Source organism: Thalassobacillus sp. C254 (assembly GCF_001310615.1).
In genome coordinates this window covers 205569-229345 of sequence record NZ_BAXQ01000003.1, presented here as the reverse complement: position 1 = coordinate 229345, position 23777 = coordinate 205569, and the positions used below count along the sequence as shown (strand labels likewise).

The 23777-nt window shown below is 40.7% G+C and carries 26 protein-coding genes and 5 pseudogenes; 25 read left to right on the top strand and 6 right to left on the bottom strand.

Annotated elements, in window-relative coordinates; translation table 11 throughout:
• The first annotated feature begins 2 nt into the window (after nucleotides 1-2).
• The 4 genes and pseudogenes from JCM19033_RS05715 to JCM19033_RS05700 all read left to right on the top strand — a co-directional run bounded on the left by JCM19033_RS05715 (nucleotide 3) and on the right by JCM19033_RS05700 (nucleotide 4146).
• On the top strand, nucleotides 3-1532 hold the full coding sequence (locus tag JCM19033_RS05715) for an acyl-CoA carboxylase subunit beta (RefSeq protein WP_054635588.1): 1530 nt from the start codon (nucleotides 3-5) through the stop codon (nucleotides 1530-1532).
• A gap of 17 nt (nucleotides 1533-1549) precedes the next feature.
• Nucleotides 1550-3495, top strand: a pseudogene (locus JCM19033_RS05710) (AMP-binding protein).
• 112 nt (nucleotides 3496-3607) lie between these two features.
• The gene (locus JCM19033_RS05705; protein ID WP_054635587.1) at nucleotides 3608-3820 is read left to right on the top strand and encodes an alpha/beta-type small acid-soluble spore protein; all 213 of its coding nucleotides are present in this window, start codon (nucleotides 3608-3610) and stop codon (nucleotides 3818-3820) included.
• Between the two features lie 149 nt (nucleotides 3821-3969).
• Nucleotides 3970-4146, top strand: coding sequence for a hypothetical protein (locus JCM19033_RS05700; RefSeq protein WP_269757980.1), 177 nt, complete (start codon nucleotides 3970-3972; stop codon nucleotides 4144-4146).
• Between the two features lie 275 nt (nucleotides 4147-4421).
• Here JCM19033_RS05700 and JCM19033_RS24090 read toward each other — a convergent pair whose 3' ends face one another.
• The 3 genes and pseudogenes from JCM19033_RS24090 to JCM19033_RS23200 all read right to left on the bottom strand — a co-directional run bounded on the left by JCM19033_RS24090 (nucleotide 4422) and on the right by JCM19033_RS23200 (nucleotide 5304).
• Nucleotides 4422-4589, bottom strand: a complete 168-nt coding sequence (locus tag JCM19033_RS24090) for a hypothetical protein (protein WP_198153415.1) — start codon at nucleotides 4587-4589, stop codon at nucleotides 4422-4424.
• A gap of 64 nt (nucleotides 4590-4653) precedes the next feature.
• A pseudogene (locus tag JCM19033_RS24085) lies at nucleotides 4654-4879 on the bottom strand (YheE family protein).
• Between the two features lie 251 nt (nucleotides 4880-5130).
• Nucleotides 5131-5304: a hypothetical protein gene (locus JCM19033_RS23200; protein ID WP_157049752.1), complete on the bottom strand. Its 174-nt coding sequence runs from the start codon at nucleotides 5302-5304 to the stop codon at nucleotides 5131-5133.
• Nucleotides 5305-5435: 131 nt separating this feature from the next.
• Between JCM19033_RS23200 and JCM19033_RS05690 the strand changes: the two genes are divergently transcribed.
• From JCM19033_RS05690 to JCM19033_RS05670, 5 genes are all read left to right on the top strand, one after another.
• Nucleotides 5436-5891 carry a DUF445 domain-containing protein gene (locus tag JCM19033_RS05690; RefSeq protein WP_054635585.1) on the top strand — a complete coding sequence of 152 codons (456 nt, stop codon included), beginning with the start codon at nucleotides 5436-5438 and terminating at the stop codon, nucleotides 5889-5891.
• A 4-nt stretch (nucleotides 5892-5895) separates the two neighbouring features.
• Nucleotides 5896-6570, top strand: a complete 675-nt coding sequence (locus JCM19033_RS05685) for a DUF445 family protein (protein ID WP_083465281.1) — start codon at nucleotides 5896-5898, stop codon at nucleotides 6568-6570.
• A gap of 77 nt (nucleotides 6571-6647) precedes the next feature.
• Nucleotides 6648-7001 carry a YlbF family regulator gene (locus JCM19033_RS05680; protein ID WP_054635583.1) on the top strand — a complete coding sequence of 118 codons (354 nt, stop codon included), beginning with the start codon at nucleotides 6648-6650 and terminating at the stop codon, nucleotides 6999-7001.
• Nucleotides 7002-7106: 105 nt separating this feature from the next.
• The gene (locus JCM19033_RS05675; protein ID WP_198153414.1) at nucleotides 7107-7976 is read left to right on the top strand and encodes an HAD hydrolase family protein; all 870 of its coding nucleotides are present in this window, start codon (nucleotides 7107-7109) and stop codon (nucleotides 7974-7976) included.
• Nucleotides 7977-8121: 145 nt separating this feature from the next.
• Complete coding sequence (locus JCM19033_RS05670; RefSeq protein ID WP_054635640.1) at nucleotides 8122-9642, top strand: coproporphyrinogen III oxidase; 1521 nt, start codon at nucleotides 8122-8124, stop codon at nucleotides 9640-9642.
• A gap of 316 nt (nucleotides 9643-9958) precedes the next feature.
• On the opposite strand, the gene JCM19033_RS05665 is transcribed toward JCM19033_RS05670, so the two are convergent.
• Nucleotides 9959-10186, bottom strand: coding sequence for a YhzD family protein (locus tag JCM19033_RS05665; protein ID WP_054635581.1), 228 nt, complete (start codon nucleotides 10184-10186; stop codon nucleotides 9959-9961).
• Between the two features lie 223 nt (nucleotides 10187-10409).
• Here JCM19033_RS05665 and JCM19033_RS05660 point away from each other — a divergent pair.
• From JCM19033_RS05660 to JCM19033_RS05595, 15 genes and pseudogenes are all read left to right on the top strand, one after another.
• A pseudogene (locus JCM19033_RS05660) lies at nucleotides 10410-11310 on the top strand (ABC transporter ATP-binding protein).
• Nucleotides 11303-12382 (top strand): ABC transporter permease, encoded by a 1080-nt coding sequence (locus JCM19033_RS05655; RefSeq protein WP_306301241.1) that lies wholly within the window; start codon nucleotides 11303-11305, stop codon nucleotides 12380-12382. The pseudogene JCM19033_RS05660 and the gene JCM19033_RS05655 overlap by 8 nt, the downstream one beginning before the upstream one ends.
• Nucleotides 12383-12384: 2 nt before the next feature.
• On the top strand, nucleotides 12385-12567 hold the full coding sequence (locus tag JCM19033_RS27190) for a hypothetical protein (RefSeq protein ID WP_374701194.1): 183 nt from the start codon (nucleotides 12385-12387) through the stop codon (nucleotides 12565-12567).
• 358 nt (nucleotides 12568-12925) lie between these two features.
• Nucleotides 12926-13471, top strand: a complete 546-nt coding sequence (locus JCM19033_RS05650) for a lytic transglycosylase domain-containing protein (RefSeq protein WP_157049751.1) — start codon at nucleotides 12926-12928, stop codon at nucleotides 13469-13471.
• A gap of 134 nt (nucleotides 13472-13605) precedes the next feature.
• Nucleotides 13606-13869: a hypothetical protein gene (locus tag JCM19033_RS05645; RefSeq protein ID WP_054635580.1), complete on the top strand. Its 264-nt coding sequence runs from the start codon at nucleotides 13606-13608 to the stop codon at nucleotides 13867-13869.
• A 96-nt stretch (nucleotides 13870-13965) separates the two neighbouring features.
• Nucleotides 13966-14589, top strand: coding sequence for a membrane protein insertase YidC (gene yidC / locus JCM19033_RS05640; protein WP_269757979.1), 624 nt, complete (start codon nucleotides 13966-13968; stop codon nucleotides 14587-14589).
• A 96-nt stretch (nucleotides 14590-14685) separates the two neighbouring features.
• Nucleotides 14686-15258 carry a hypothetical protein gene (locus tag JCM19033_RS05635; protein ID WP_054635579.1) on the top strand — a complete coding sequence of 191 codons (573 nt, stop codon included), beginning with the start codon at nucleotides 14686-14688 and terminating at the stop codon, nucleotides 15256-15258.
• A 189-nt stretch (nucleotides 15259-15447) separates the two neighbouring features.
• Entirely contained in the window at nucleotides 15448-15672 is a 225-nt protein-coding gene (locus JCM19033_RS05630) for a metallophosphoesterase (protein WP_198153413.1), read from the top strand.
• 38 nt (nucleotides 15673-15710) lie between these two features.
• Nucleotides 15711-16682: a hypothetical protein gene (locus JCM19033_RS05625; protein WP_054635577.1), complete on the top strand. Its 972-nt coding sequence runs from the start codon at nucleotides 15711-15713 to the stop codon at nucleotides 16680-16682.
• Entirely contained in the window at nucleotides 16667-18058 is a 1392-nt protein-coding gene (locus JCM19033_RS23195; RefSeq protein WP_198153412.1) for an AAA family ATPase, read from the top strand. Before JCM19033_RS05625 ends, JCM19033_RS23195 begins: the two co-directional genes overlap by 16 nt.
• A gap of 71 nt (nucleotides 18059-18129) precedes the next feature.
• The gene (locus JCM19033_RS23190) at nucleotides 18130-18594 is read left to right on the top strand and encodes a hypothetical protein (RefSeq protein WP_157049748.1); all 465 of its coding nucleotides are present in this window, start codon (nucleotides 18130-18132) and stop codon (nucleotides 18592-18594) included.
• A 94-nt stretch (nucleotides 18595-18688) separates the two neighbouring features.
• On the top strand, nucleotides 18689-19576 hold the full coding sequence (locus JCM19033_RS05610; RefSeq protein WP_054635574.1) for an ATP-binding protein: 888 nt from the start codon (nucleotides 18689-18691) through the stop codon (nucleotides 19574-19576).
• Nucleotides 19577-19699: 123 nt separating this feature from the next.
• Nucleotides 19700-20377: pseudogene (locus JCM19033_RS05605) on the top strand (response regulator transcription factor).
• Complete coding sequence (locus JCM19033_RS05600; RefSeq protein ID WP_054635573.1) at nucleotides 20374-21720, top strand: cell wall metabolism sensor histidine kinase WalK; 1347 nt, start codon at nucleotides 20374-20376, stop codon at nucleotides 21718-21720. Before JCM19033_RS05605 ends, JCM19033_RS05600 begins: the two are co-directional and overlap by 4 nt.
• An 82-nt stretch (nucleotides 21721-21802) precedes the next feature.
• Nucleotides 21803-22078: a sporulation YhaL family protein gene (locus JCM19033_RS05595; RefSeq protein WP_054635572.1), complete on the top strand. Its 276-nt coding sequence runs from the start codon at nucleotides 21803-21805 to the stop codon at nucleotides 22076-22078.
• 48 nt (nucleotides 22079-22126) lie between these two features.
• Here the strand turns inward: JCM19033_RS05595 and JCM19033_RS25120 are convergent.
• A pseudogene (locus JCM19033_RS25120) lies at nucleotides 22127-22710 on the bottom strand (peptidylprolyl isomerase).
• A gap of 463 nt (nucleotides 22711-23173) precedes the next feature.
• On the opposite strand from JCM19033_RS25120, the gene JCM19033_RS21970 reads away from it, so the two are divergent.
• Complete coding sequence (locus JCM19033_RS21970) at nucleotides 23174-23257, top strand: YjcZ family sporulation protein (protein WP_035710302.1); 84 nt, start codon at nucleotides 23174-23176, stop codon at nucleotides 23255-23257.
• A gap of 212 nt (nucleotides 23258-23469) precedes the next feature.
• Here the strand turns inward: JCM19033_RS21970 and JCM19033_RS05580 are convergent, their stop codons facing one another.
• The gene (locus JCM19033_RS05580) at nucleotides 23470-23655 is read right to left on the bottom strand and encodes a hypothetical protein (RefSeq protein ID WP_054635569.1); all 186 of its coding nucleotides are present in this window, start codon (nucleotides 23653-23655) and stop codon (nucleotides 23470-23472) included.
• Between the last annotated feature and the right edge of the window lie 122 nt (nucleotides 23656-23777).

Genomic DNA, 23777 nt, shown 5'->3' with positions numbered 1-23777 from the left:
TTATGACTTGGGAAGCGGAATTGAAGGATCGAATGGAAAAGATAGAAAAAGGCGGTGCACCAAAATACCATGTTAGTAATGAAGGAAAAGGAAAGATGTTTGTCAGGAAGCGTCTTGAGCTTCTGTTTGACGATGGAGTGAAATTTGAAGACGGAAAGTTTGCAAATTGTAATGCCGAGGGGCTTCCAGCAGATGGAGTGGTAACCGGGACCGGCAAAGTGAATGGGCAGACAGTATGCTTTATGGCAAACGACTCGACGATTAAAGCTGGATCCTGGGGAGCTAGAACAGTGGAAAAAATTATACGAATACAAGAAACGGCAGACAAGCTTGCCGTCCCCATGCTTTATCTTGTCGATTCAGCTGGAGCTCGAATTACAGATCAGGTTGAAATGTTTCCAGGACGAAGAGGAGCCGGCAGAATTTTTTATAACCAGGTGAAGCTTTCGGGAAGGGTGCCACAAGTCTGTCTCTTATTTGGACCTTCGGCAGCAGGAGGTGCTTACATCCCTTCCTTTTGTGATGTAGTAATTATGGTTGACGGAAATGCTTCAATGTATTTAGGTTCTCCTCGGATGGCTGAAATGGTTATAGGAGAAAAAGTTTCACTTGAGGAAATGGGTGGGGCAAAAATGCATTGCTCCGTCTCGGGCTGCGGAGATATTCTTGCTGGCGATGAAAAAGAGGCAATTCAAAAGGCAAGGGAATACCTCTCATACTTCCCGGCCAATTACCGTGAGCTGCCTCCGGAGAACCTCCCCCTTGAACCAGAGACGTTTGAAAAAACAATTGAGGAACTAATACCTGCCAACCAAAATGCACCCTTTGACATGTATACGTTTATTGAGCAGGTAATTGACAAAGACAGCTTCTTTGAGATGAAAAAGCTGTTTGCTCCTGAATTGATCACAGGATTTGCCAGACTGCAAGGCCAGGCTGTGGGGATTATTGCTAATCAGCCTCGAGCAAAAGGCGGCGTTTTATTCCATGATTCAGCCGATAAAGCAGCACGTTTTATTACATTGTGTGATGCCTTTAATATTCCATTATTATTTTTGGCTGATATTCCTGGATTCATGATTGGAACGAGAGTAGAAAAAGCTGGAATAATCAGGCACGGAGCAAAAATGATTGCAGCAATGTCTTCGGCAACTGTGCCAAAGATGTCTGTTGTAGTGAGAAAAGCATACGGAGCTGGGTTATATGCAATGGCCGGTCCCGCATTTGAACCTGATTGCTGCCTGGCACTCCCTAGTGCGCAAATTGCAGTAATGGGACCTGAAGCTGCAGTGAATGCTGTGTACGCAAATAAGATTGCTGAGCTGCCAGAAGAAGAAAGACCAGCTTTTATTGAAGAAAAACGAAAAGAATACAAGGAAAATATCGATATTTACCGACTTGCTTCAGAGATGGTGATTGATGATATTGTTCGCGGAAATGATTTGCGCCAAGAGCTTTCCGTTCGCCTTGAAGCATATATGAGTAAGTATATGGTATTTTCAGAGAGAAAGCATCCAGTGTATCCGGTATAAGAAGGGAGAGTGAATCCATGTCTTCAGACGCAGTGTGGTTCCCGGAAAAATCTCAAATAGAAGCAACGCGGTTGTATCAATGGATAAAAAAATTAGGATATGAAGATTATGACACATTCCTAAAAGATTCTACTGATAATGTCAGCTGGTTTTGGGGAGAAGCAGAAAAGGCATTGGATTTAGACTGGTATTCTAAGTATTCAAAGGTTCTGGATGATTCAAAAGGAACCAAGTGGCCTCGGTGGTTTGTTGATGGAGAAGTGAACGCTGTTCACCTCTCCATCGAAAAATGGGCTAAGGATCCTGATATGGCAGGGCAAAAAGCCTTAATATGGGAAAGTGAAACTGGGGAAGTCATAAATTATACTTACAAAGAATTAGCGGAGGAAGTGGCTCGTGCTGCCGGGGGCCTTCGTAATCTTGGACTGAAAAAAGGCGATATAGTGTCCATATACATGCCGATGGTTCCAGAAACAGTTATCGCATGATGGCTATATCAAAACTGGGGGGAATTTATTCACCAACTTTTTCGGGATATGGGGCTGATGCAGTAGCCATTCGCATGAATGCGGCCGAATCTAAATTCCTGATCACTGCTGATGGTTTTCTACGCAGGGGCAAAGAGGTTCCTATGAAGGAGGAAGCCGATAAAGCAGTGGAATTATGCCCGTCAGTGGAAAAGGTAATTGTTATAAAGAGATTAAACCGTGACGTAAATTGGAATATGGATCAGGATGTTGAGTGGGGAGACATGCTAAAAGCTCCTCCCATTACCGAAACAGTAAGAATGGAAAGCTCAGATCCACTAATGATTTTATATACCTCAGGTACAACAGGTAAACCAAAGGGAGCCGTCCATACTCATTCTGGGTTTCCGGTTAAAGCAGCTTTTGATGCTGGAATCGGAATGGACCTGAAGAAAAAAGAAACACTTTTCTGGTTTACCGATATGGGTTGGATGATGGGGCCTTTTCTTGTATATGGAGCTTTAATCAATGGTGCTTCCATGGTTATGTATGAAGGAACGCCAGATTTCCCCGAGCCTGACCGTTTATGGAAATTGGTGGCGGATCACTCAGTTACACATCTAGGTATCTCTCCCACGTTAATTCGTTCTTTTATGAAGTTAGGGGAAGAGTGGGTTAGCAAGCACAGCTTAGCAACCCTTCGCGTGATTGGTTCTACCGGTGAACCTTGGAATCCTGAACCCTGGACATGGCTCTTTGAAAAGGTCGGAAAGAAGCAAATCCCTATATTTAACTATTCCGGCGGAACTGAAATTTCAGGAGGCATTTTAGGGAACGTTCTCATTAAGCCTATTGGTCCTGTGACCTTTAATTCTGCTCTTCCGGGAATGGCTGCCTATGTATATGATGAAAAAGGACAGCCCGTAGCCGAAGAAGTCGGAGAATTGGTGTTGACAAAGCCATGGGTCGGAATGACGCAAGGCTTTTGGAAAGAGCCGCAGCGTTATGAAGACACATACTGGTCCAGATGGGAGGATGTCTGGGTACATGGTGATTGGGTAATGAAAGACAAAGAAGGATTTTGGACCATTACTGGGCGTTCGGATGATATTTTAAATGTAGCCGGGAAACGGCTTGGTCCGGCTGAAATGGAATCAGTGCTTGTAGATCATCCGGCAGTAGTGGAAGCGGGCACAATCGGCATACCTGATGATATGAAGGGAGAATCCGCTGTCTGCTTTGTAGTGTTAACAAAAGGAACTGAGCTTACTAATGAACTTTCAAAAGAATTGGTGGCTTTAGCCGGAGAGAAGCTTGGAAAAGCACTGCGCCCTAAATTAATATTCTCTGTCAGTGACCTTCCCAAAACAAGAAATGCCAAAGTGATGCGTCGAGCGATTAAGGCTGCATTTCTAAATAAAGAAGCAGGAGACTTATCTTCACTTGAGAATCCATCAGCAGTAGAGGAGATAAGAAAACTTGGGAAACAATTATAAAAGCCTCCCTTAACGGAGGTTTTTTATTTTGGACGATTTGACTGAAATTGGTAAGAATAGAGTTGCAATTTCGATGCAAACTAGGAGTACAAAGAAAGAGGAGGTGACAACCATGGCAAGCAACAACAACGGCAACTCTAACCAGTTACTTGTACCTGGAGTACAGCAGGCTCTAGATCAAATGAAGTATGAGATTGCTCAAGAATTTGGAGTAGATCTTGGAGCTGACTCAACTTCTCGTGCAAACGGTTCTGTTGGGGGAGAAATCACTAAGCGTCTTGTTCAAATGGCTGAACAGCAAATGGGCGGCTTCCAACAGCAATAATTAAATAATATGGCTAGAGAGAGACAGCATTAGCTGTCTCTTCTTTTGATCATTTTGCTGTTTGCCATTCTTTTCTTATGTCATTATGTCCTGTGTGCAACGGATTAAAACCTTTAGAAAAAATAAATTGCCCGAGCTGTTTTCATGTAATGGACGATATTGGCAAAGTGATAGACCGTTTTGACGATTACAGTCCATATGAAGATATTGACATGCAAAAAAAATCAGATGGGATCAAGGATGATCTAGTGAATCATATTTGTCCTCACCTTGTTTTTTGCCCTGAATGTAAACGTGAAACCATTATTTATATAAAAGAAAAATAAAAGCGACTTTTGCTGGAAACAGGCTGTTGAGAAAGAATTCTCAGCAGCCTGTTTCTTTGGAAGTTTTAATGAAGATTGGAGTAGTAGGTTATGTTAAGGGGACTGGCTTTGCTCTTCTCTGCCTCGTTGTGTGAGCGGTCTCAGCACTAAAAGCAGGTAGCTTGGAAGCACCTGCTGCAACAATTCCTATGAAAAAACGAGCTGAATGCTCTCCCGACTTCTTTCAAACCGGAGAAGGCCCTCAAGAATAACTCTGGCCTTTCTGCAGTATGAGATTAATTTTCACCAGGTTTCTCTTCTTTGTCTAATTCACGAGCCCCTTCAATTTGCGGGAAGTCGTGGTCCGTCTTTACTACTCCTCCTGCCATGCCCTCACTAATCATTCGGTCAACATCTATAGAATAGTTTTTTCCTTGTACTTGCCCTTTTTGTTTTTTGTCCATAAAAAAGCCCCCTAGAATTAGATAGGCTTAGTATGTCAGACAGGGAGGTAATTATGTTTATATTTTAAGAAATGGGGTTATGGTCTTCGTAAATGTGATACAGCATAAGGTCATGAATTTGTTGTTCGACTTTTTCTTTCTCGTTTGCAGGTTCTTTTTAGTGTCCATTCAATTGTGCCGTCTTTATAATACGTGCCTTTATAAAAAGTACCTTTATAATAGAAAGAAAAGGCCCATTCTCTTCTAACTAAATTGTTGCGCAGCTCTTTCCATTGAAAATGAGAAATCATGCAGTTCGCCCCTTCAAGTGCATTATCAGTTAGTATATATTTTAGCACAAATGACAGCGTTTTCGTAAGAAAAGCGTTTCTTTGGACGAAACGCTAGGAAGACCAGTTGGGTATAAACCAAACCTTTTGGTGCCAGTGTGTAACTATTGGCTGCTTGCTTTTTACAAAATACGAAATAGAGGTAAAATAATAATCTGGATCAATAAACGTCCACCAGGCCTGAATCCTTGGAAAAATAATAGATAGTGCAATTATTTTTCATCCCATAACACAGCTTCAATTTTTACTGAACCTGAATTGATGTCTTCTTCATTTATCGCAGAAAATACTTGTCTTTCTTTTTTGTTTCCTGTCTTTTTAATGAGTTTTAAGGCTTTCTTCCGGTATTTGCGCCAATTGTTTTGGTGAAGGGAGAGAATTATCATGAAGCTTACTCCTTTCGTTTTCTCCCAGGGAAAGGTAGGCGGCCATGCTTGCGGTAAAACATAGGAGTTGATACAGTATTGTATGTTCCACGTTCAAAAAGTGTGAGGTTGTCAAAAAGGAGAGCACATAAATGGAAGTTATTTTTTTATTTTTGCTGATGATTATCATAGGGGCATTAATTGGCGGCATGACGAACTCATTAGCGATAAAAATGTTATTCCGGCCTTACAGCCCAAAATATATCGGAAAGTGGAGGGTGCCCTTTACTCCCGGCCTGATTCCAAAGAGAAGAAAAGAATTGGCTGAACAGCTTGGGCACTTAGTCGTTACTCATTTGTTAACTCCTGAAGGAATTCAGGGGAAAATTAACGACCCTTTTTTCAAAGAAGAAATGACCAAGTGGGCTCAGGATGAAACGTCTAAGCTCCTTAGAACCGAGCAATCGATTTCTGGATTTATGATTGAGAAATTTGAGCGAAATCCAAGAGAGTGGGCTGAACAAACGACTCATGACTTTATAAAAGAGTCGATTGGTAAGTTCTTTGAGGAAAACAGATACAAAAAATTAAAGATGTCGCACCGTTAGAAGTATTAAAAGAGGAGATGACTTAGCACCCCTTATAGGAGAATGGGTTACGAAACGAGGAGCTCAGTATTTTTCCAGCCAGGAAGGCAAAGATCAGCTTCATGTTCTTCTTGAGAAATTCTTCGCGGGAAAAGGTTCAATGTTTAATTTTTTAGGGACAATGTTTGGAAATGATAAAATAGTAGCTAAACTTCAGCCTGAAATTGTGAAATTTTTTAAAGATCCTGCTTCAAGACGTTTTATTGAGCAGTTGATTTATAAAGAATGGGACCAATTGAAAGAACTTCCAGTTTCTAAGGTTGAAACTTGGATTGACAAAGAAAAAAGTGCCGGGAAAGTTACAGAGTGGGTGGTACAAAAGGTCCCTGTATATGACTGGCTTGACGCTCCTTTAAATGAGTGGGTAATGCAATATGAGGAAAAAGTACTCTATGAAGGGGTTCCTTATATGGTGACAGAAGCCCAGTCCTTTCTTGCTTCGAGGCTAAGTGGATTTTTACAGCGTTTAAATTTAGCTGAAGTGATCAGACTACAGGTTGAAGCATTTTCTGTGCAGCGACTCGAAAGCATGGTCCTTACGATCTCACGCCGAGAATTTAAAATGATTACTTACCTTGGAGCACTTCTAGGAGGATTTGTCGGCTTTATTCAAGGTATTATCGTAACTTTTTTCGCATAAATCGTTGTTTATTGGTGATTTTTAACCCTTCTTCATGTTATCCTCGTAAAAGACTCATTAAAGGAGGACTATAAACTATGTCCAATGTATATGATAAGGCACATGAACTAGCACGCACATTGCGTGAGAGCGATGAATTTTCTAATTTGAAGGACCTTCATGAAAAAGTGGAAAATGACGACGTGGCAAAGCGTATGCTCGATAATTTCCGCCAGCTTCAATTAGAGCTTCAACAAAAGCAAATGCAAGGCCAGCAGCCAACAGAAGAGGAAATCACACAGGCTCAAAAGCAATTTGAAATGGTACAGCAGCATGAGACGATTTCAAAATTGATGGAAGAAGAACAACGTATGAGCACAGTGATTGGCGATGTTAACAAAATTATTACTGAACCATTAGAAGAACTTTACGGCAAGCCGGAAGAACAGTAAAAGTAATACCCCTGCTCAAAAGAGCAGGGTTTTTTTATGGTTGGAGGACGTCCTGACTTTTTCGTTCTATTTGCATCCTGTCCTACATAAAGTGTAGAAGAAAAGGTGAACGACAAGGGAGGGAATGCAGCAGTGACCTATCGTTTATTAGCTTTAAGCATTGATGGGGCAGTCTTAAGGTCAAATGGCAGAATGGCGAAAGAAACCAAAGAGGCTATTGACTTCGTACGAAATAAAGGCGTCTATGTCACTCTTATTACCAACCGAACACATCATGGAGCGAAAAAGGTAGCTAAACTGCTAAAGATGGAGCATGAGATTATTTCCCATGGCGGTGCATTTATTGCGGGCCATGTGGAAAAGCCAATTTATGAAGCCAGAATGAACCCAGACCTGACTTATGATGTGGTTGAAATTCTTGAAAGGTTTTCCTGTCAGGTACAAGTAGAAAATGAAAGGTTTGAGCTGGCAAACAGACATCAGCAGTCCAAGAATTTATTAGGAAAAATGTCTGTAGGCCTTAGCGAGTCTTTGTTCTATCCTAAAACATATGTAGATAATTTAACAGGTCATATCTTTGACCATCAGATTGGTGCCTTAAAAATAAAAGGCAATTTTGAAAGCAGAGAGGAAAGCAAAGAGGCTTTTGAAGATTTGAATCATTCCATCCCCGGAATCAAGGTACGGAGGAAGGAACAGGAATTGGAAATATGCAGGGAAGAGGCTTCAAAAGAAAATGCCTTGGCTTTCTTGATCAGAGAATTGGGTATTCAGTCTGAAGAGGTAGTCATGGTTGGTTCAAAGCCGGATGATATTCCTTCTCTTAAAATGACGGGTCTGGGAGTGGCCATGGGACAATCGCCGGAAGAAGTAAAAGCTGAAGCAAATTGGATTACCCGTTCGAATAACCAGAATGGCGTTCCTTATATGATAAAAGAGGTATTTAGAAAACAAATGAAAGTAGATCAACCTTAAAGGGCCGGCAGGTGCCCTTTTTTGGTTTGGTAAAGAAAAGAAACTCAAGAACGGCAAATAAGGAGAAAAGGCTAAGATACAGTTGACTGAGCGAAGGCAATTCTGTAAACTTAACGTGATTTTAGAAGAGGAAGGGATTTTAGCGATGATTATAAAGGTCACCGGAGTAGAAGAAAATATGCATCAAACCCTTCAGCATATTGCCAATCTTTATTATGAAGAAAGCACAATCATAATTGGAGAAACCGATCAGTGGGATCTCTTTATTCATATTATCCAAGCAGATAAACAAACCGCCTATTATACAGAAGGACAGTTACAGGACAAAAAAGACGGCACTAAAAAAGCAGACTTTTGGAAGGAAACGTTTTCTGGTGAAAGTGACAAGGATAGAAAAAAGAAAGCAAAACAAGCTGTAAGTCACATTATGGTGAAGCTTTTATCCGAGTATACCGGTACCGTACAGCCCTGGGGCACCTTGACGGGCATCAGGCCTACAAAGCTTTATCACAAGCTTATCCGGGAAGGATGGACAACCACCCAAATCCATTCATATTTAAAAACAGACTATCTCCTTTCAGACGAAAAACTTGATCTTTTAGCGGAGATTGTTGAGCGCCAGCACAGTGTCCTCCCTGATTTATATGAGCTTGACAGAGGTGTAAGCATTTATATCGGTATTCCTTTCTGTCCTACGAAATGTGCCTATTGCACGTTTCCAGCCTATGCTATAAACGGTAGAAACGGGTCAGTGGAAACCTTCCTTGAAGGTCTTCATTATGAAATGGAACAAACAGGAAAATGGCTTAAAGAACATAACATTCCCGTAACGACTGTTTATTTTGGCGGGGGGACCCCTACAAGCATTTCAGCAGAAGAAATGGACAAGTTATACAGTCATATGTACAAGGTTTTTTCTGGAATGGAGAAGGTAAGGGAAGTTACTGTAGAAGCCGGCAGGCCTGATACAATTACCCCGGAAAAAATTGAAGTACTAAAGAAGTGGAATATCGATCGCATCAGCATTAATCCTCAGTCTTTTGAGGATACGACTCTTAAAGCAATCGGACGCCACCATTCTGTGGAAGAAACTGTGACAAAATACAAGCTTGCACGCGATATGGGACTGCAAAATATTAATATGGATTTAATCATAGGGCTTCCGGGAGAGGGAGTTTCAGAAATGGAGTATTCTTTGCAGGAAACGGAAAAGTTAAAGCCTGAATCTCTCACAGTTCATACACTTTCTTTTAAACGAGCTTCTGCCATGACAAAGCAAAAAAATAAATATAAAGTGGCTGGCCGTAAAGAAATTGGACAAATGATGGATATGACCTCAAAATGGACAAAGGAAAATGAGTATGTCCCTTATTATCTATACCGGCAGAAAAACATCCTTGGAAATTTAGAGAACGTGGGGTACTCCTTTAGAGGGAAAGAAAGCCTCTATAATATTATTATTATGGAAGAAGTGCAGACGATTATCGGGCTGGGGTGCGGGGCAGCCAGCAAATGGGTGGAGCCTGGAACCGGAAAAATAACCCGGTTTGCCAATCCCAAAGACCCTGTCAGTTATAATAATGGATATGAAGACTATACAAATAAAAAAATTAAACAGCTAGAAGAGCTGTTTCAAATCAATGACTCAGCCGCATCCACAAAGTAAAGAGGGATGTGGTTCCCCGCAGGCTTTTTGAACAGCCATTTTTACACGATATTACTATTGTTACTTAGATGCTGCAGATGAATATGTGGTATTAAATAAGATTCCCCCACTAGAAACACAGTTCACACTCGGACGTTTTTGCCTAGTGTGCGAGTGTTACCTTTAAACATTCAGCCAATAGAGTATTGAAAATAAAGAAAGAGCTTTCACCAATGGTGAGGGCTCTTCTCTCTGGCTGGGTTTTGTTCCTGCCTCATTCTTGTTAGGTGGGGCTTTGCTCCAATTTTTTTACATCCAAAAATTTTTTAATCAGTATTTAATTACTTAGCAACCTGAAGGGACAAAGCCCCTTTTTTAATTCTAACGCTGAAAAATAAGTAATTTTCCAGAACGGGTCATTCGGTTGTGTTGTTTTTTCATAGTTTTCTTCCTCTAAACGCTTTCTTCCATGAGTAATAGCTTCATCATCGGATTTGAACTGAAAACTTTCATTCAAGAGCATTTCTCCGCTTTTATCAAAGACCGTCAGAAAATAATCCTTCATTAGATCTCCCCCTCACATGACTGAATAACCATTCATATTTTTATTGTAAAGAAACCTTTTTAAAATGGCAAGATAGAAGAAAGAAATTAACACCGCCACAAAATAAATGGTCGTGGCTCATAGCTGTTATACTAGGAAACAGTAAGGACTTCTGTTCTCGAATAAGCAGCTTGTGGTATCATAATGTATCTTGAAACTTGTTATATGTCTTAGGAGGACAACTATGTCATTAGAACTTAAAGGAGTTACAAAAAAGTTTGGCGGGCATACTGCTGTAAATAACTTACACCTTGAGATACCAAGTGGAGAGATGTTTGGAATGCTTGGTTCAAATGGTGCTGGAAAGACCACAACCTTTCGCATGATTATTGGGCTTCTTGACCCTACAAAAGGAAACATTCTTTGGAATGGGAAACCACTTGGCTACAAAGAAAGTCACAGAATAGGTTATCTGCCCGAAGAGAGAGGATTATATCCTAAAGTAAAAGTGGTAGACCAGCTTGTATACTTAGGCAGGTTAAGAGGGATGAAAAAGGCTGACATTATTCCGGAAATGAGGAAATGGCTGAAGCGTTTTGAAGTAGCTCATTATGAAAAAAAGAAGGTAGAAGAGCTTTCGAAAAGGAAATCAACAAAAGATACAATTTATAGCCTCTATTTTACATAGACCAGAAGTTCTGATCTTGGATGAGCCTTTTAGCGGGCTGGACCCTGTAAATGTGGAAATGCTCAAAGAAGCCGTACTAGATATAAAGAGAACAGGAACCACGATTGTATTTTCAAGTCATAGAATGGAGCATGTAGAAGAGCTATGTCAGCACCTTTGCATACTTCAGCAAGGAAGCCCTGTCGTTTATGGAAAACTGACAGAGATAAAACGCTCCTTTGGCAAAATGAATTTACTTATTCATGCAGATTTTGACACAAGGTATTTAGAAAATGTAGAAGGAGTCGTGAAATACCAGCCAAAAGCAGAAGGGGTGCTACTGCAAATCAGCTCGGAAGAAACAGCTCATCATATATTTTCATCGTTGCAGGGAAGAGGTTTTGTCCGCAGGTTTTCTTTGGAAGATCCGTCCTTAAATGATATTTTCATTGAACAGGCAGGTAAGTCTTATGAATAAATTCTTTATCATTATGTTCCATACGTACTTGTCAAAACTAAAATCAAGGGCATTTATTGTTACTACTCTGATTACCCTGTTATTTGTGTTCGGGTTTATGAACATAGATCGGATTATAGCACTTTTTGAATCGGATGATGAACCGGCTGCAGAGGTAGCCGTGATTGATGAAACAAACCATTTGTTTGAAGCGGCAGACTATCATGTTCAGCAATTATACGACAATATTATCCTGGTTGATGTAGGTGAAAATGAAGAAGCGGCGTTAGAAGCTGTGGAACGAGGAGATTTTAACGGCCTGCTGATTTTAGATTATGAAAATGGGGAGGTTCCAGGCGGTGAATACTATGCACCGACTGTCGCAGAACAAAGCTTGCCGCTGCAGCTTGAGCAGGCTCTCCAGCAGGTGAAAATAGAGCATATGACTGCTACTTTAGATCTTGATCAGGAAACGGTGGAAGCGATTTACGCTCCTGTGTCGTTTGAAAGAACCGCGTTAGATGAAGGAGCAAGGTCTGAAGCGGAATTAAATCAAGCTCGTTTTCTCGTTTATATTCTTCTATTTGTCATTTACTTTTCTGTCTTGTTTTTAGGGAGCTTAATAGCAATGGAAGTGGCCACGGAAAAATCGTCTCGCGTTATGGAAATACTAATTTCCAGCGCTTCTCCGGTGAAACAGATGTTCGGTAAAATAGCAGGCATCGGCCTGTTAGGATTAACGCAGTTTTTCTTGATTTTCTTAATAGGGCTCTGGTCCTTTCAGGGTCAGCCGGCTCAGCAGCCAGCAGACGTTCAAGAGCCAGCTGGAGGCCTGCCGTTCTTTGAAGCTACTGATCTTTCTCTTGTATTACTCTTATATGCTTTTGTCTTCTTTTTTCTTGGATATTTGTTATACGCCACCCTATCAGCCATGCTCGGCTCAATTGTAAGCCGCATAGAGGATGTCAACGCCTCTATTACACCTGTGAACATGCTTGTCATATCAGCTTTTTTCATAGCAATGTTTGGGTTGAGCAGCCGGAATCGCCAATTATCACGGTTACCTCTTTTATCCCGTTTTTTACACCAATGATTATGTTTTTGCGAGTGGGAATGCTGGAGGTGCCGGTATGGGAAGTCGCTCTTTCTATCGTATTGATGCTGGCTGCTATCGCTTTCTTTGCCTGGGTCGGTGCTCGTGTATACAGAGGGGGAGTCTTGATGTATGGCACCTCTCGTTCCCTGAAAGAACTAAGAAAAGCATTCAAGCTAAAATAAAGGGTGCCTGGCACCAAGAGAGATTGTAATGATTTTGTAATAAAAGGAGGAGCGTGTGCTCTTCCTTTTTAAATTCGGCTCAAAGTCCTGGTGCAGCAATGAAAAAAGGAAAGAAATGTTTCGAAAATAGCCTATTTTATCTCTTTGTTTTTTTCTCTAGTGAAGTATAATAAGATCATAGAATCGTAAATGGGGTGCCTTTGAATAGGGTGCCGGAGGTGTCTGATGGCAAAAAATAAGAAAAAAGAAAAAAAGACTGATTATCGTCCCGGCAGTTCTCTGCATAGCTGTACTGGCGCTGGGTTGGGGTTTTTATATAGAAAACAAAGACTCATTCAGAGGCTTTAAAGGCGGGTCTATGACTTATTTTGGAAAAAATGAAATACCTGAGGAATATATACCTGTGTATAAAGAAGCGGAGGAGGAATACGGAGTTCCTTGGAATCTATTAGCTTCCATTCATAGAATAGAAACCGTGTTTTCCACTATGGATAACATGGTGAGCCCTGCAGGGGCAATCGGTCATATGCAGTTTATGCCTTGTACATTTGTAGGCTGGAACTACCCAGGTTGTGCCGGAGGCTTAGGGGATGCTGAAATAGCCGAAGATGAAATGACCGATCCGGACGTGATTAATGAGTATGGCGGATACGGCGTCGATGCATCCGGTAATGGGAAAGCTGATCCATGGGACATTGAGGACGCAGTATTTTCTGCAGCTAAATTCCTTGCTGCTAATGGAGCTGCAGAAGGGAACTATGAAAATGCTGTCTTTGCTTACAATCGGGCAGACTGGTATGTCGATGAGGTGCTGGAATACGCAGACAACTATAGCGAAAACGTTGTTGCAGTAGATAAGTCTGAACAAACCGTAATGAAACTATTTTCAAGTTTTCTGCCTTAAAAATAGCTGTTTTGATTATGAATGTCCTGTAGAGCGGATATAATGAAGGACGTTAGTGAATTGGATGGCAAGCACAGGCCGGTGTAAAACCTTGTCTATTAGGAAGAATAAATAGCGAAAGGGGGGACAGGAAAATGCTGGAGTTATTACTTGATATAAGCTGGCTTGAAATTATTTTTACCCTATCCGTGCTTATGATTTCCGGCTGGATAGCAGTTCAAGTACTAGGCGCAGCTTTTTCGTTCCATAAACGTCCTGTCTCCCATTCCGTATCTGAAAAAGAAACGCTTCCTGCTCAGCGAACAGCAAGGCGTCTTACCTTTATTATGCAGCGCAGGAAAATTCCCGGAGCAGACGAAAATAAGGATGACGAAGACACCTCCCTATTTGTATTTTAAAAATACGATTATAGGGAGGAAATAATAATTGAATAAAAAACGCTAATCTTTATTGTTTTGCTTGCTTTACTTTCTGTTTTGGCAGCAGGCTGCGGAATGGACAAATCTCCTATCACAATGGAAAGTGAAGGGGTCTGGAATCATTACTTTGTCTTTCCTCTTTCCTGGATGCTTATTGCTGTTGCCAACCTTTTAAATGGAAGCTACGGTGCGGCTATTATTCTAATGACTATCTTTATTAGAATTCTGCTCCTTCCTTTGTTTTTAAAGCAGCAAAAGAGCGCGAAGGCGATGAGAGACTTAAAGCCTGAAATGGAGCGACTTAAAGATAAGTATGATCTAAAGAAAGAAAAAGAAATGCAAAAGTATCAGCGAGAGATGCTGGGTCTTTATCAAAGCAATGGAATCAATCCGGCTGCGGGCTGTCTCCCCATTATGGTACAGCTTCCAATTCTGATGGCCTTTTACTTTGCTATTATGAGGACAGAGGAGATTTCTTCACACTCGTTTTTGTGGATGAACCTTGGTCAGCCTGATCCTTTTTATATCATGCCTTTTCTGGCAGGTGCTGCAATGTTTATGCAGACAAAGCTCGGAATGAATGAAATGCCTGCTAATATGAAACCTGCCATGTATTTAATGCCTGTGATGCTTATTGGTGTCGGGTTTGCCCTGCCTTCTGCCTTTCACTGTACTGGTTCGCAGGAAGTTTATTTATGATTACACAAACGTACCTCGTGTTAAAAACAAAATAATTAACACACTAAGCCTGCTCCCTGAATAGGATACTCGTGTAAAAGGGGGTAGGCTTTTATCATGAATAACTGGAACAACAATAACTGGAACAATAATAACTGGAACGACAATGGCTGGGACAATAATTGGAATAATAACCCTGGTTCCCATCACGCCATGGGGGATATGAAACAGCTTTGTCAGCAGCACATTGGCCAGCATGTAGCTCTGCAAACCGCTGATCATCAAATGTTCAACGGGATTATTGAGAATGTAGATGATGAAAATGTTTATCTGTCTGTACCTGAATACGATGAAACAGATATGATGCATATGCAGCAAATGATGCATCAGCCTCACATGATGCCAGAGATGCATCAGCAGATGATGCCTTATGGTGGCATGCAGCCGGGACAGCACATGCCGACACAGCACATGCCGACACAGCATATGCCGACACATATGATGCAGCAGCCGGCAGGATCAGGATGCGGCTGCGGTACAAGAAATGCGAGCCCAGGGGCTGAAGAACAAAGACAATTTATAGGCCCTATGGAGGAGGTTATGGTTTTGGAGGATATCCATACGGATGGTATGGTCGTCCACCATTCTTCCCGCGTCCGCGCCGCTTCCAACGGCTTATTCTTCCATTAGCAGCTCTTGTCGCTCTTTCTGCACTACCTGGGTTTGGATACTGGTAAGACACGAAGGCACTTTCTTAGTGCCTTCTTTTATTTTTTGCTGAAAAATGTAAACATAGAAGGAACTATTATATGTAAGAACAAATGCTCCCTTTTTGATATAATGGAGAAAAAAGGATATAAAAAGCAGGTGTATCAACTTATGAAAGAATTGAAATTTATTCATGCTGCAGATTTACATATAGGCAGTCCTATTTCTGCCCAAATTCATGGAAGCGATTATATAAAAGATATTATTAGGGAGTGCATTCATCAGTCAATAACGAGGATGGTTCGTGATGCAATTGACAGGAAGGTTGATTTTGTCATTTTAGCAGGCGATTTATTTGATGATGAAACAGAAGTGTCAAGGGACAGCTTTGGCTGAGAGAGGAGTTTTTAAAGCTAAAGGAGGCTGACATAAAGGTGTACATCGTTTTTGGGAACCATGATCCTTTGGACAGCCGCTTTGCTCCTGTCACCTGGCCTGACAATGTCTATGTTTTTCCTACAGCAAGTACAGCTATGACAGTGGAGAAAGATAAATTTCCTGTTGCTAATTTGTACGGTTGCAGTTATCCCAAAAAGGCTGTAACTGAAAACCTGGCTGCTTCCTATAAGAAGCAAGACGAACCCTGCTTTCATATTGGCATTCTACATGGACAGGAAAGGTCGCTGGATAGTCATGCTCCTTACGCACCTTTTACTGTAAAAGAATTATCAGAGAAAGGAATGGATTACTGGGCGTTAGGACATATTCACACCAGGCAGTCTCTTCATCCCTCCATTCATTACCCGGGCAATATTCAAGGAAGAAACAAGAAAGAAACAGGACAAAAAGGGTATTTATATGTAGAACTTAAAGAATCCCAGGATCCTGTGGTAACCTTTTGTTCCTCCGCTCCTGTACAATTTGTTAATATAACGCTCTCTGTGACTGACTGTAAAAGCGTAGATGAGCTGATTAATAAGTTTTGGGAAAAAATGAAGATGAATGTTTTGGAAGAAGTGAAAGTTTACCTTGTGTCACTTTGTTTAACAGGCACGGGAGCTCTCTCATCACATTTATCAGAAGAACAAGTTGTAGAGGAAATGAAAGATGTTATAAATACTCTTGGAGAGACTGATAAACCTTTTATACAAGTCATTGCTGTAGAAAACGAGACAAACCTCGAATGGGACAAAGCAGCATTGGCAAGGGAAGGTCATTTTCTAGGTGACGTTTTTAAAGCTGGAGAAGTCTTCAAAAATGACCCTGAATCTATATGGGAAGAATGGGAGGAGCTCTTTTCCCACCCCAAGGCAAGAAAGTTTATTACGAAGCCTGATAGAGATGAAAGCAGGGAAATCATTGAAAAAGCAGAAAAATTGCTTGGTGATGCTTGGATGAAGGAGTAATGCTGATGAGAATAAAGGAAATTTATATATTTGGCTTCGGTCAGTTTCAGGATTTTTCTCTATCTTTTTCGGATGATCACTTTCAAGTGATTTATGGGAAAAATGAAGCTGGAAAGTCTACGATAATGGCATTCATTCAAGCTGTATTATTCGGATTTCCTACAAAAAAGGAAAAAGAGCAGCGCTTAGAACCTCGATCTTCTTCTGCATATGGAGGTATTATTACTCTTATCTCAAAAGATGGTAATAAGGTGAAAATACAGCGTGTAAAAGGAAAAAAAGCAACAGGAGATGTAAGTGTTTTTCTGGAGGACGGTACAACCGAAGGGGAAGAATGGCTGAATGCCTTTTTGCATCAAATGGACCGTTCTTTATATAAAGCCATTTACAGCTTTGGCCTTGAGGGCCTTTATCATATACAGCAGGCAAGCGGTAAGACATTGAGCAACTACCTGTATGAAGCAGGAATGACTGGAACCAGACAGGTTTCTTATATTGAAAAGGAATATAAACAAAAGCTTGATGAACTGTTTAAGCCCAGAGGCCAAAATCCTTCTCTTAATAAGGGGATCAATGATTTACAAGAGAAAAAGAAGGCTTTACTCCAATGGGAAGCTTACTTTTCTGAATATGATAAACTTCAGGAGGAACATAAATCTTTACAAGAAGAAGTTCAGCTGCTGCAAAAGAAAAAAGAAAAAACAGCTAGGGAAATAGAAAGAACAAAAACGTCTTCTTGCCTTAGAAACATTGGTAGAAGAAATGGACATCTTGAAAAAAGAGGACAAGAATTAAAAGAGTACAGTTTGTTTTCAGTGAGTGCTGAGAAAGAACTAGAGCGTTTACAGAGAGCAGAAAAGGAGCTTTCTGAAAGTATTGAAACAGAAACATATAAGATGACAGAGCTTGAAGAGGATATCTCTTCCATTAAGATAAATGAAACAGTATTGAAAAACCAATTACATTTTTATGCTCTAAAAGACCGCCTTGGAGTTCATGAACGACAAAAAGAAGAAATCGCCGGGATAAAAAAAGAAGCGGAAAAAGAAAAAGAGGAAATTTTATCGCTGGCAAGAGATGCGGGCTGGAAAAGCGAAAGACCTGAAGACGTTTTTTATCCAGATACCTCAGTTGCAGCAGAGCAGGAACTGGTAACCATTACAGAAGCCGTAAGGCAGGCACTTGATCGTGAACGCTTTTTCAAGAACAACTTTCCCTTCAGGAAGAGAAAGTCAGACTGGCAGAAGAAGAAGCAACAGAAGCGAATAGGAGGCTGCTCTCTTATGAGGAAAGAGCAAATGTACAAGAAAAGGTACAAGCTAAACGAGAAGACAAGAATACCTCTTCTTCTGTCTTTGCAGTATCGTTATTTATAATAAGCTTCGTATTCCTAGGAAGTTGGCAGGTCTTTACAGCTTCTCCCTTTCTCGGGGTGTTATTCTTTGCCTTGGCGTTAGCAGGTTACTTATGGCTGGTAAGAACACAAGGAGCAAATAAAAACGGAACTCAAGGCTCTGTAAATTATGACAACAGCATGGATGCAAGAAGAAGAATAGAGGATGATGATTTTTTAAAAAGGCAGTTGGAGCAATTGCAATGGAAAAAAGAAAAAGAAGAAAAGACTTTTCAGGAGCTTCATGAAAAGAAAGAAGAATTTTCCCGCACTCGCCTTCAAAAAGAGACCGAGTTTGTTTATTGGAAAGAAGAGTATGGTTTCCCAGATTACCTGAATATCAGGTTAGCTGAGAAATTGTTTTACCGGATAAAAGAACTGCAAAACAAGAGTCGTTCCCTGGCTCAAAAAAAAGAAGATATCGGGCAATTAGAAAAAAGCTTAATCAGTATGAAAAAGAGGTTTTACAGCTGGCTGATACGTTTTCGGTTTCATCTGTCAAGGAAACTCGAATGTTGATTTACCAGATGGAAAAAGCTATCGACCTGGAAAAAGAAAAAAGCAACAGAAAAAAGCGATAAAGAAAAAGAATGGATGAATCTGCAAAAAAGAAATGAAAAAGAAAAAAGAAAACATGTATCAAATAAAGGATTCTATCAATTCAATCCTCTTTTCTTTTCATGTAAACACAGTTGAAGAGTATTATAACGCAATGACAAAAAAACGTGAGCATGACCGCTTGACTGAAAGATATGAACTCATTTTGGGTCAAATGAAACCTTACATGGATGAAGGAGAGACTATTGAAGAACTAAAGGCCGAAATAAGAGCAATGGATGAGCCATCCTCTGTACTGCTTGGTGAGAAGGAACAAAAAATAGAATATTATCAGGCCAGAGAAAAGGAAATTCAAGAAAAAAAAGCAGAGAAGAAACAAAGGCTGACCTCTATAGAAAAGGGAGGAACCTATGAAGAGCAGCTTCAACGGTACAAAGAAGATACAATAAGCGTAAATGAACTGGCAAAAGAATGGGCCGTTTACAAAACGGCGTTAGTAATGATTAAAAAAGCAAAAGCTGTCCATGAAAAAGAACGACAGCCTCAAGTGATGAAACAGGCAGCCAGATACTTTGCTGACCTTACAGAAGGGGAATACGTAAATTTGTTTGCCCCTTTGGGGGAACAGCGGTTTGTGGCAGAAAATAAACTTGGTCTAAGGTTTTCTCCTGAGGAATTAAGCAGGGGAACGGCTGAACAGTTATATCTGGCTTTACGCTTAGCACTGGCCGAAATTCATGATCCTGCCCTTTCCTTTCCGCTGATTATGGACGATCCTTTTGTGAATTTTGATGACCAGCGAAGAAAACGAGCTTTTGCCCTGTTAAGCCAATTGTCACAAACCCGGCAGATTATTTACTTTTCATGTCATTCTCATAGTAAAGAAGAGATAAACCCTGCCAAGGTTAATCACTTATCTGAGGAATACGGAGAAAGTGTTTAAAAATTTGGTATCTACTACAAAGAGATGGCACTTTCATAAAAAGATTGATACGATGTGTGGGAAGAGATCGAAGGTAAAGCCTTGTAAGGCCAAATAACGTTAAGGTGAAAGGAATAGAGGCTTATGAGTTATACCGTTTACTTAGTGGAAGATGAACAGAATTTATCGGAAGTTTTAAAAGCATATATGGAAAAAGAGGGCTGGACAGTAGAGATATATGATAATGGGGATGACGCCATTGCCGCGATCGATAAGCCTCCCCACCTGTGTCCTGGATATTATGCTTCCTGGAACAGACGGATATCAAATTCTAAAAGGGATCCGTGAAAAAGAAGGAGAGGTCCCAGTAATCTTTATTTCAGCCCGGGACCAGGATCTTGATCGGGTTTTGGGACTGGAAATGGGAAGTGATGATTATTTAGCTAAACCTTTTCTCCCCCAGGAGTTAATCATACGTGCAAAAAAGCTTCTCTCTCGCGTATATGGCTCTCAGGTTCAGGAAGTAAAGAAAAGGGAGCTTAACGATTACGTTATCGACCTGAGGCAAGAACAGTAACAGACAGACTTAATGATAATGAAGTCATTGATTTAACTACAAAGGAAATGGATTTAATTCTTTTGCTTACAGAAGAGCTTGGGAAAGCTCTTTCCAGAGAGGATATCATTGAACAAGTATGGGGGGAAAATTACTTCGGGTCTGAACGGGCAGTGGATGATGTTGTGCGCAGAGTTAGAAAGAAGATGGATCGCATACATCTTGAAACACTGTATGGTTATGGATACCGTGTTCTATCATCATGATGAAGGTAAATTTAACCCAGAGAATCTGGCTTTCTTTTATTGCAATTATTGTTCTGGTTGGCCTGACAATTACGGTTATTTATCCAATTTCGATTCGCGGCACTTTGACTGATGAAACATACAGGATTATAGAACAGGAGCAGGCCAGATTTGCCAATCCATTCAGTGACTATTTCTCTCCACCGCAATCAGAGCTTGATTTTATTGAAAGAAGGGAAGCAGAAAGGTCAGTAGGTCATTTATTCTTATTTGACCAGCTCGGCACTCTGCGCGGAGAGCCTATTCCACCGGATGAGGTACTGCAGGAAATCGTTTCAAATGCAGTAAACCAGGAGGGAAACCGGCAAAGGTATGAGTTAACGTATCACGGAGCTACTTTATTCTATGTAATTTCTCGTATCGAATCTGATGGAGAAGAGGCCTATCAGATCTCTTATATGTGGGACACATATAGAGATTTGATGGTAAATCGTCTATGGGAAAGACTAGTTTATTTAATGTTAATTACAAGTGCCCTCAGTCTTCTGCCGGCTATTTGGCTTAAACGATATTTAAGACAACCTTTAAGAGTGCTTGGAGATCGGTTTGAGCAGATTGCTAAACGAAATTGGAAAGAGCCATTTCGATGGGAAGGGGACGAAGATTTTCAAAAGCTTTCAGATCAGTTTGAGCGAATGCGCCAAAATCTTATCAGGTACGACCGTTCTCAAAAAACATTTATCCAGCATGCTTCCCATGAATTAAAGACACCCATTATGGTGGTAAAAACGTATGCCCAGTCAGTAAAAGACGGCATCATGCCTAAAGATGATCTCGGGCAGACCATGGATGTTATCTTGGAGGAAGCGGACCGGATGGATAAGCGTGTAAAGGACATGCTTTATTTTACAAAACTTGACGCCTTAAAAAAAGAAACAATTAACTTGGAGGAACTTGTATTTGGAGCATTAGCATTCAGAATAGAAGAGAGGTTCCGGATGCAAAGGGAGGATATAACCTTTGTCATTGAGGGAGCCGACCTGAAGTTCAAAGGGGACTCTGAGCATCTGCAAGTTCTCTTGGAAAACCTTGTAGAAAATTCGATGAGGTATGCCAAGGATACCATATGGATTCGGGCTGTTGATGAAGGAAAAAATATAGCCATTATTGTAAAAAACAATGGTGAAAAGATAGAAGAGGAGGACATCCCACATTTATTTGATCCTTTCAGAAAAGGGAACAAAGGGCAATTTGGATTAGGACTGGCTATCGTCCGTCGCATAGCTGAGCTTCATCACGGCTATCACGAGGTTCTTAATGAAGAAGAGGGTGTAAGTTTTAAGATTACGATTCCTAAATCGTAAAAAACCCTGGCATACAATGGTGCTCCCGCTCATAAATTAATAACCAGGAGGACAAGTTTAAATGTAAGAGGAGGGGGAGACCATGAACCTTCATTCCAAGCGATTGCTTTTTATATCAGTGGCCTTATTCTTAGTGTTGGTAACCTTACAGCGTCTTGCCGAGATGGGCGGGATAGCCTTGCCCTGGTGGGTTATTTTAATAGCTGTCGGCTCAGTATATTGCGGGTATATGTGGTATAAAACATCGAAAGAAGAACGGCAGGAAGAACAAAAGTGGATAGAGCAGGAAGGTAGAATCTTTATTCGGCGGATGGAAGATGAAAAGGCAAAAAGAAGCAGGGAAAATTCTCTTTCTTGAATGTAGAAAGCGCGGAACTGGCTATCAGCCTGTCCCGCGCTTTTTTTCTTATTGCTCAATCCAATCGCTGTATGCAGGGTCTTGCACATTAATCTCTGCCTCAGCCATAATTTCCTCCATTACTTCTTCTGGACTGCGTGCTTCTTGCTGAATGAGTGCTTCTTCAATTTGCTCTTCAAGCTCCTCAAAAGATTCCCTTTTTTCTATGACTTCGATAATGTGGAAACCAAAGTCTGATTCTACAGGTTCACTGACTTCGCCTTCGTCAAGAGAGAATGCAGTTTCTTCAAACTCTTCTACCATTTCTCCGCGGCTAAAAATCCTAAGTCTCCGCCTTGTGCCCCGGATCCTGGATCAATTGAATGCTCTGATGCCAGCTCTTCAAAGTCAGCACCTTCTTGTAATTCTTCATAAAGCTCATCTGCTTCTTCTTCACTTTCAACGAGAATGTGGCGAGCCCTGACTTCAGCCAGGTCTTCTTCATTCTCCTCAAAATATTCTTGTTTCGCTTCATCAGATAGGTCAACATCTTCACGTGTTAGCTCTTCTAGAATAAGCTGTGGTCGGATAAGTTCATTCTTAAATTGCTCTATAGAAGTAACAGGAAGCTGATATTGTGTCTGTAACAGCATGAGCAGCTCATCATCATCTTCTGCATTAAAGTTTTCCTTATACTGGTCTAATTCATTTTGAACCTGCTCTTCTGTCACTCCAACTTCTTCAGCTTTATCTTCAAGCACAGTTGTTTGTACCATTTCATTTAACATTTGCTCGCCGTAAGTTTCCTTTAGTTCGTTTATAAATTCCTCTTCAGTAATAACAGTATCATTGACTTCAACAATTGTTTCACCGTTTTGTGCCTCTTGTTCATTGTTGTTACAAGCAGTTAAGGCTGCTACAGCTCCGCCAATGCTTAACAACGTGATTAATCGCTTATTCATTTTTGTTGTTCACTCCTCAAGTAGTGCCTTTCTCATAGACAAACATACTATACCATAAACGCTATAGAAGAAAAAAGAGTTTTTAGGCAAAAGCCACGCATCCGAAAGAGGGAAAGAATAAACTATTGTAAACATGGCAGGGGGAGGTGTTCTCATGTCTAAAGGATATTACGGCGGGTTTGCGTTAATTGTAGTCCTGTTCATCTTACTAGTTATTGTTGGAGCTTCATGGTATTAAGATAAAGAGTTAGCTTTCGAGCAGCTTATTTAACCAAAAAAAGGTCTCCCTTATGTTGTCTTCTCCTCACTGGATCCAAAAAGAAATGGGCAGATAGAAACAGAACCATTTCCTGCTGGAAACATGAAGAAAAGCCTCAAGGGAGACCCTTATTGATAAACGACCTGGTTCAGGCTTGAATTGCATACTGTAGCAGCCTGGATGAAATGCGTCTAGGCTGCAATTAACATTCTGACGTACGTTGATGTTAACAAAATTGTAATGAGAACGTTAATTGTACGAAACACTTTAGGCTGACGCTCTTCCGAGATTTCTTTTTGTGTGCAAAGGGCGTTAGTCATGGAATTGATTACAAATAAATAAAAAAGAGCAAAAATTACAAAGAAGACAACGAACATAATGTTACCCCCAATAACTCATATCTTCTTTACCTTACCAAAAGTTCAAGGAAAAAGATAGTTTTTCACTTCCAAAAAAGGAAACTACAAAGAAAGCGGAGGAAATAATTTATAAAGCAGGT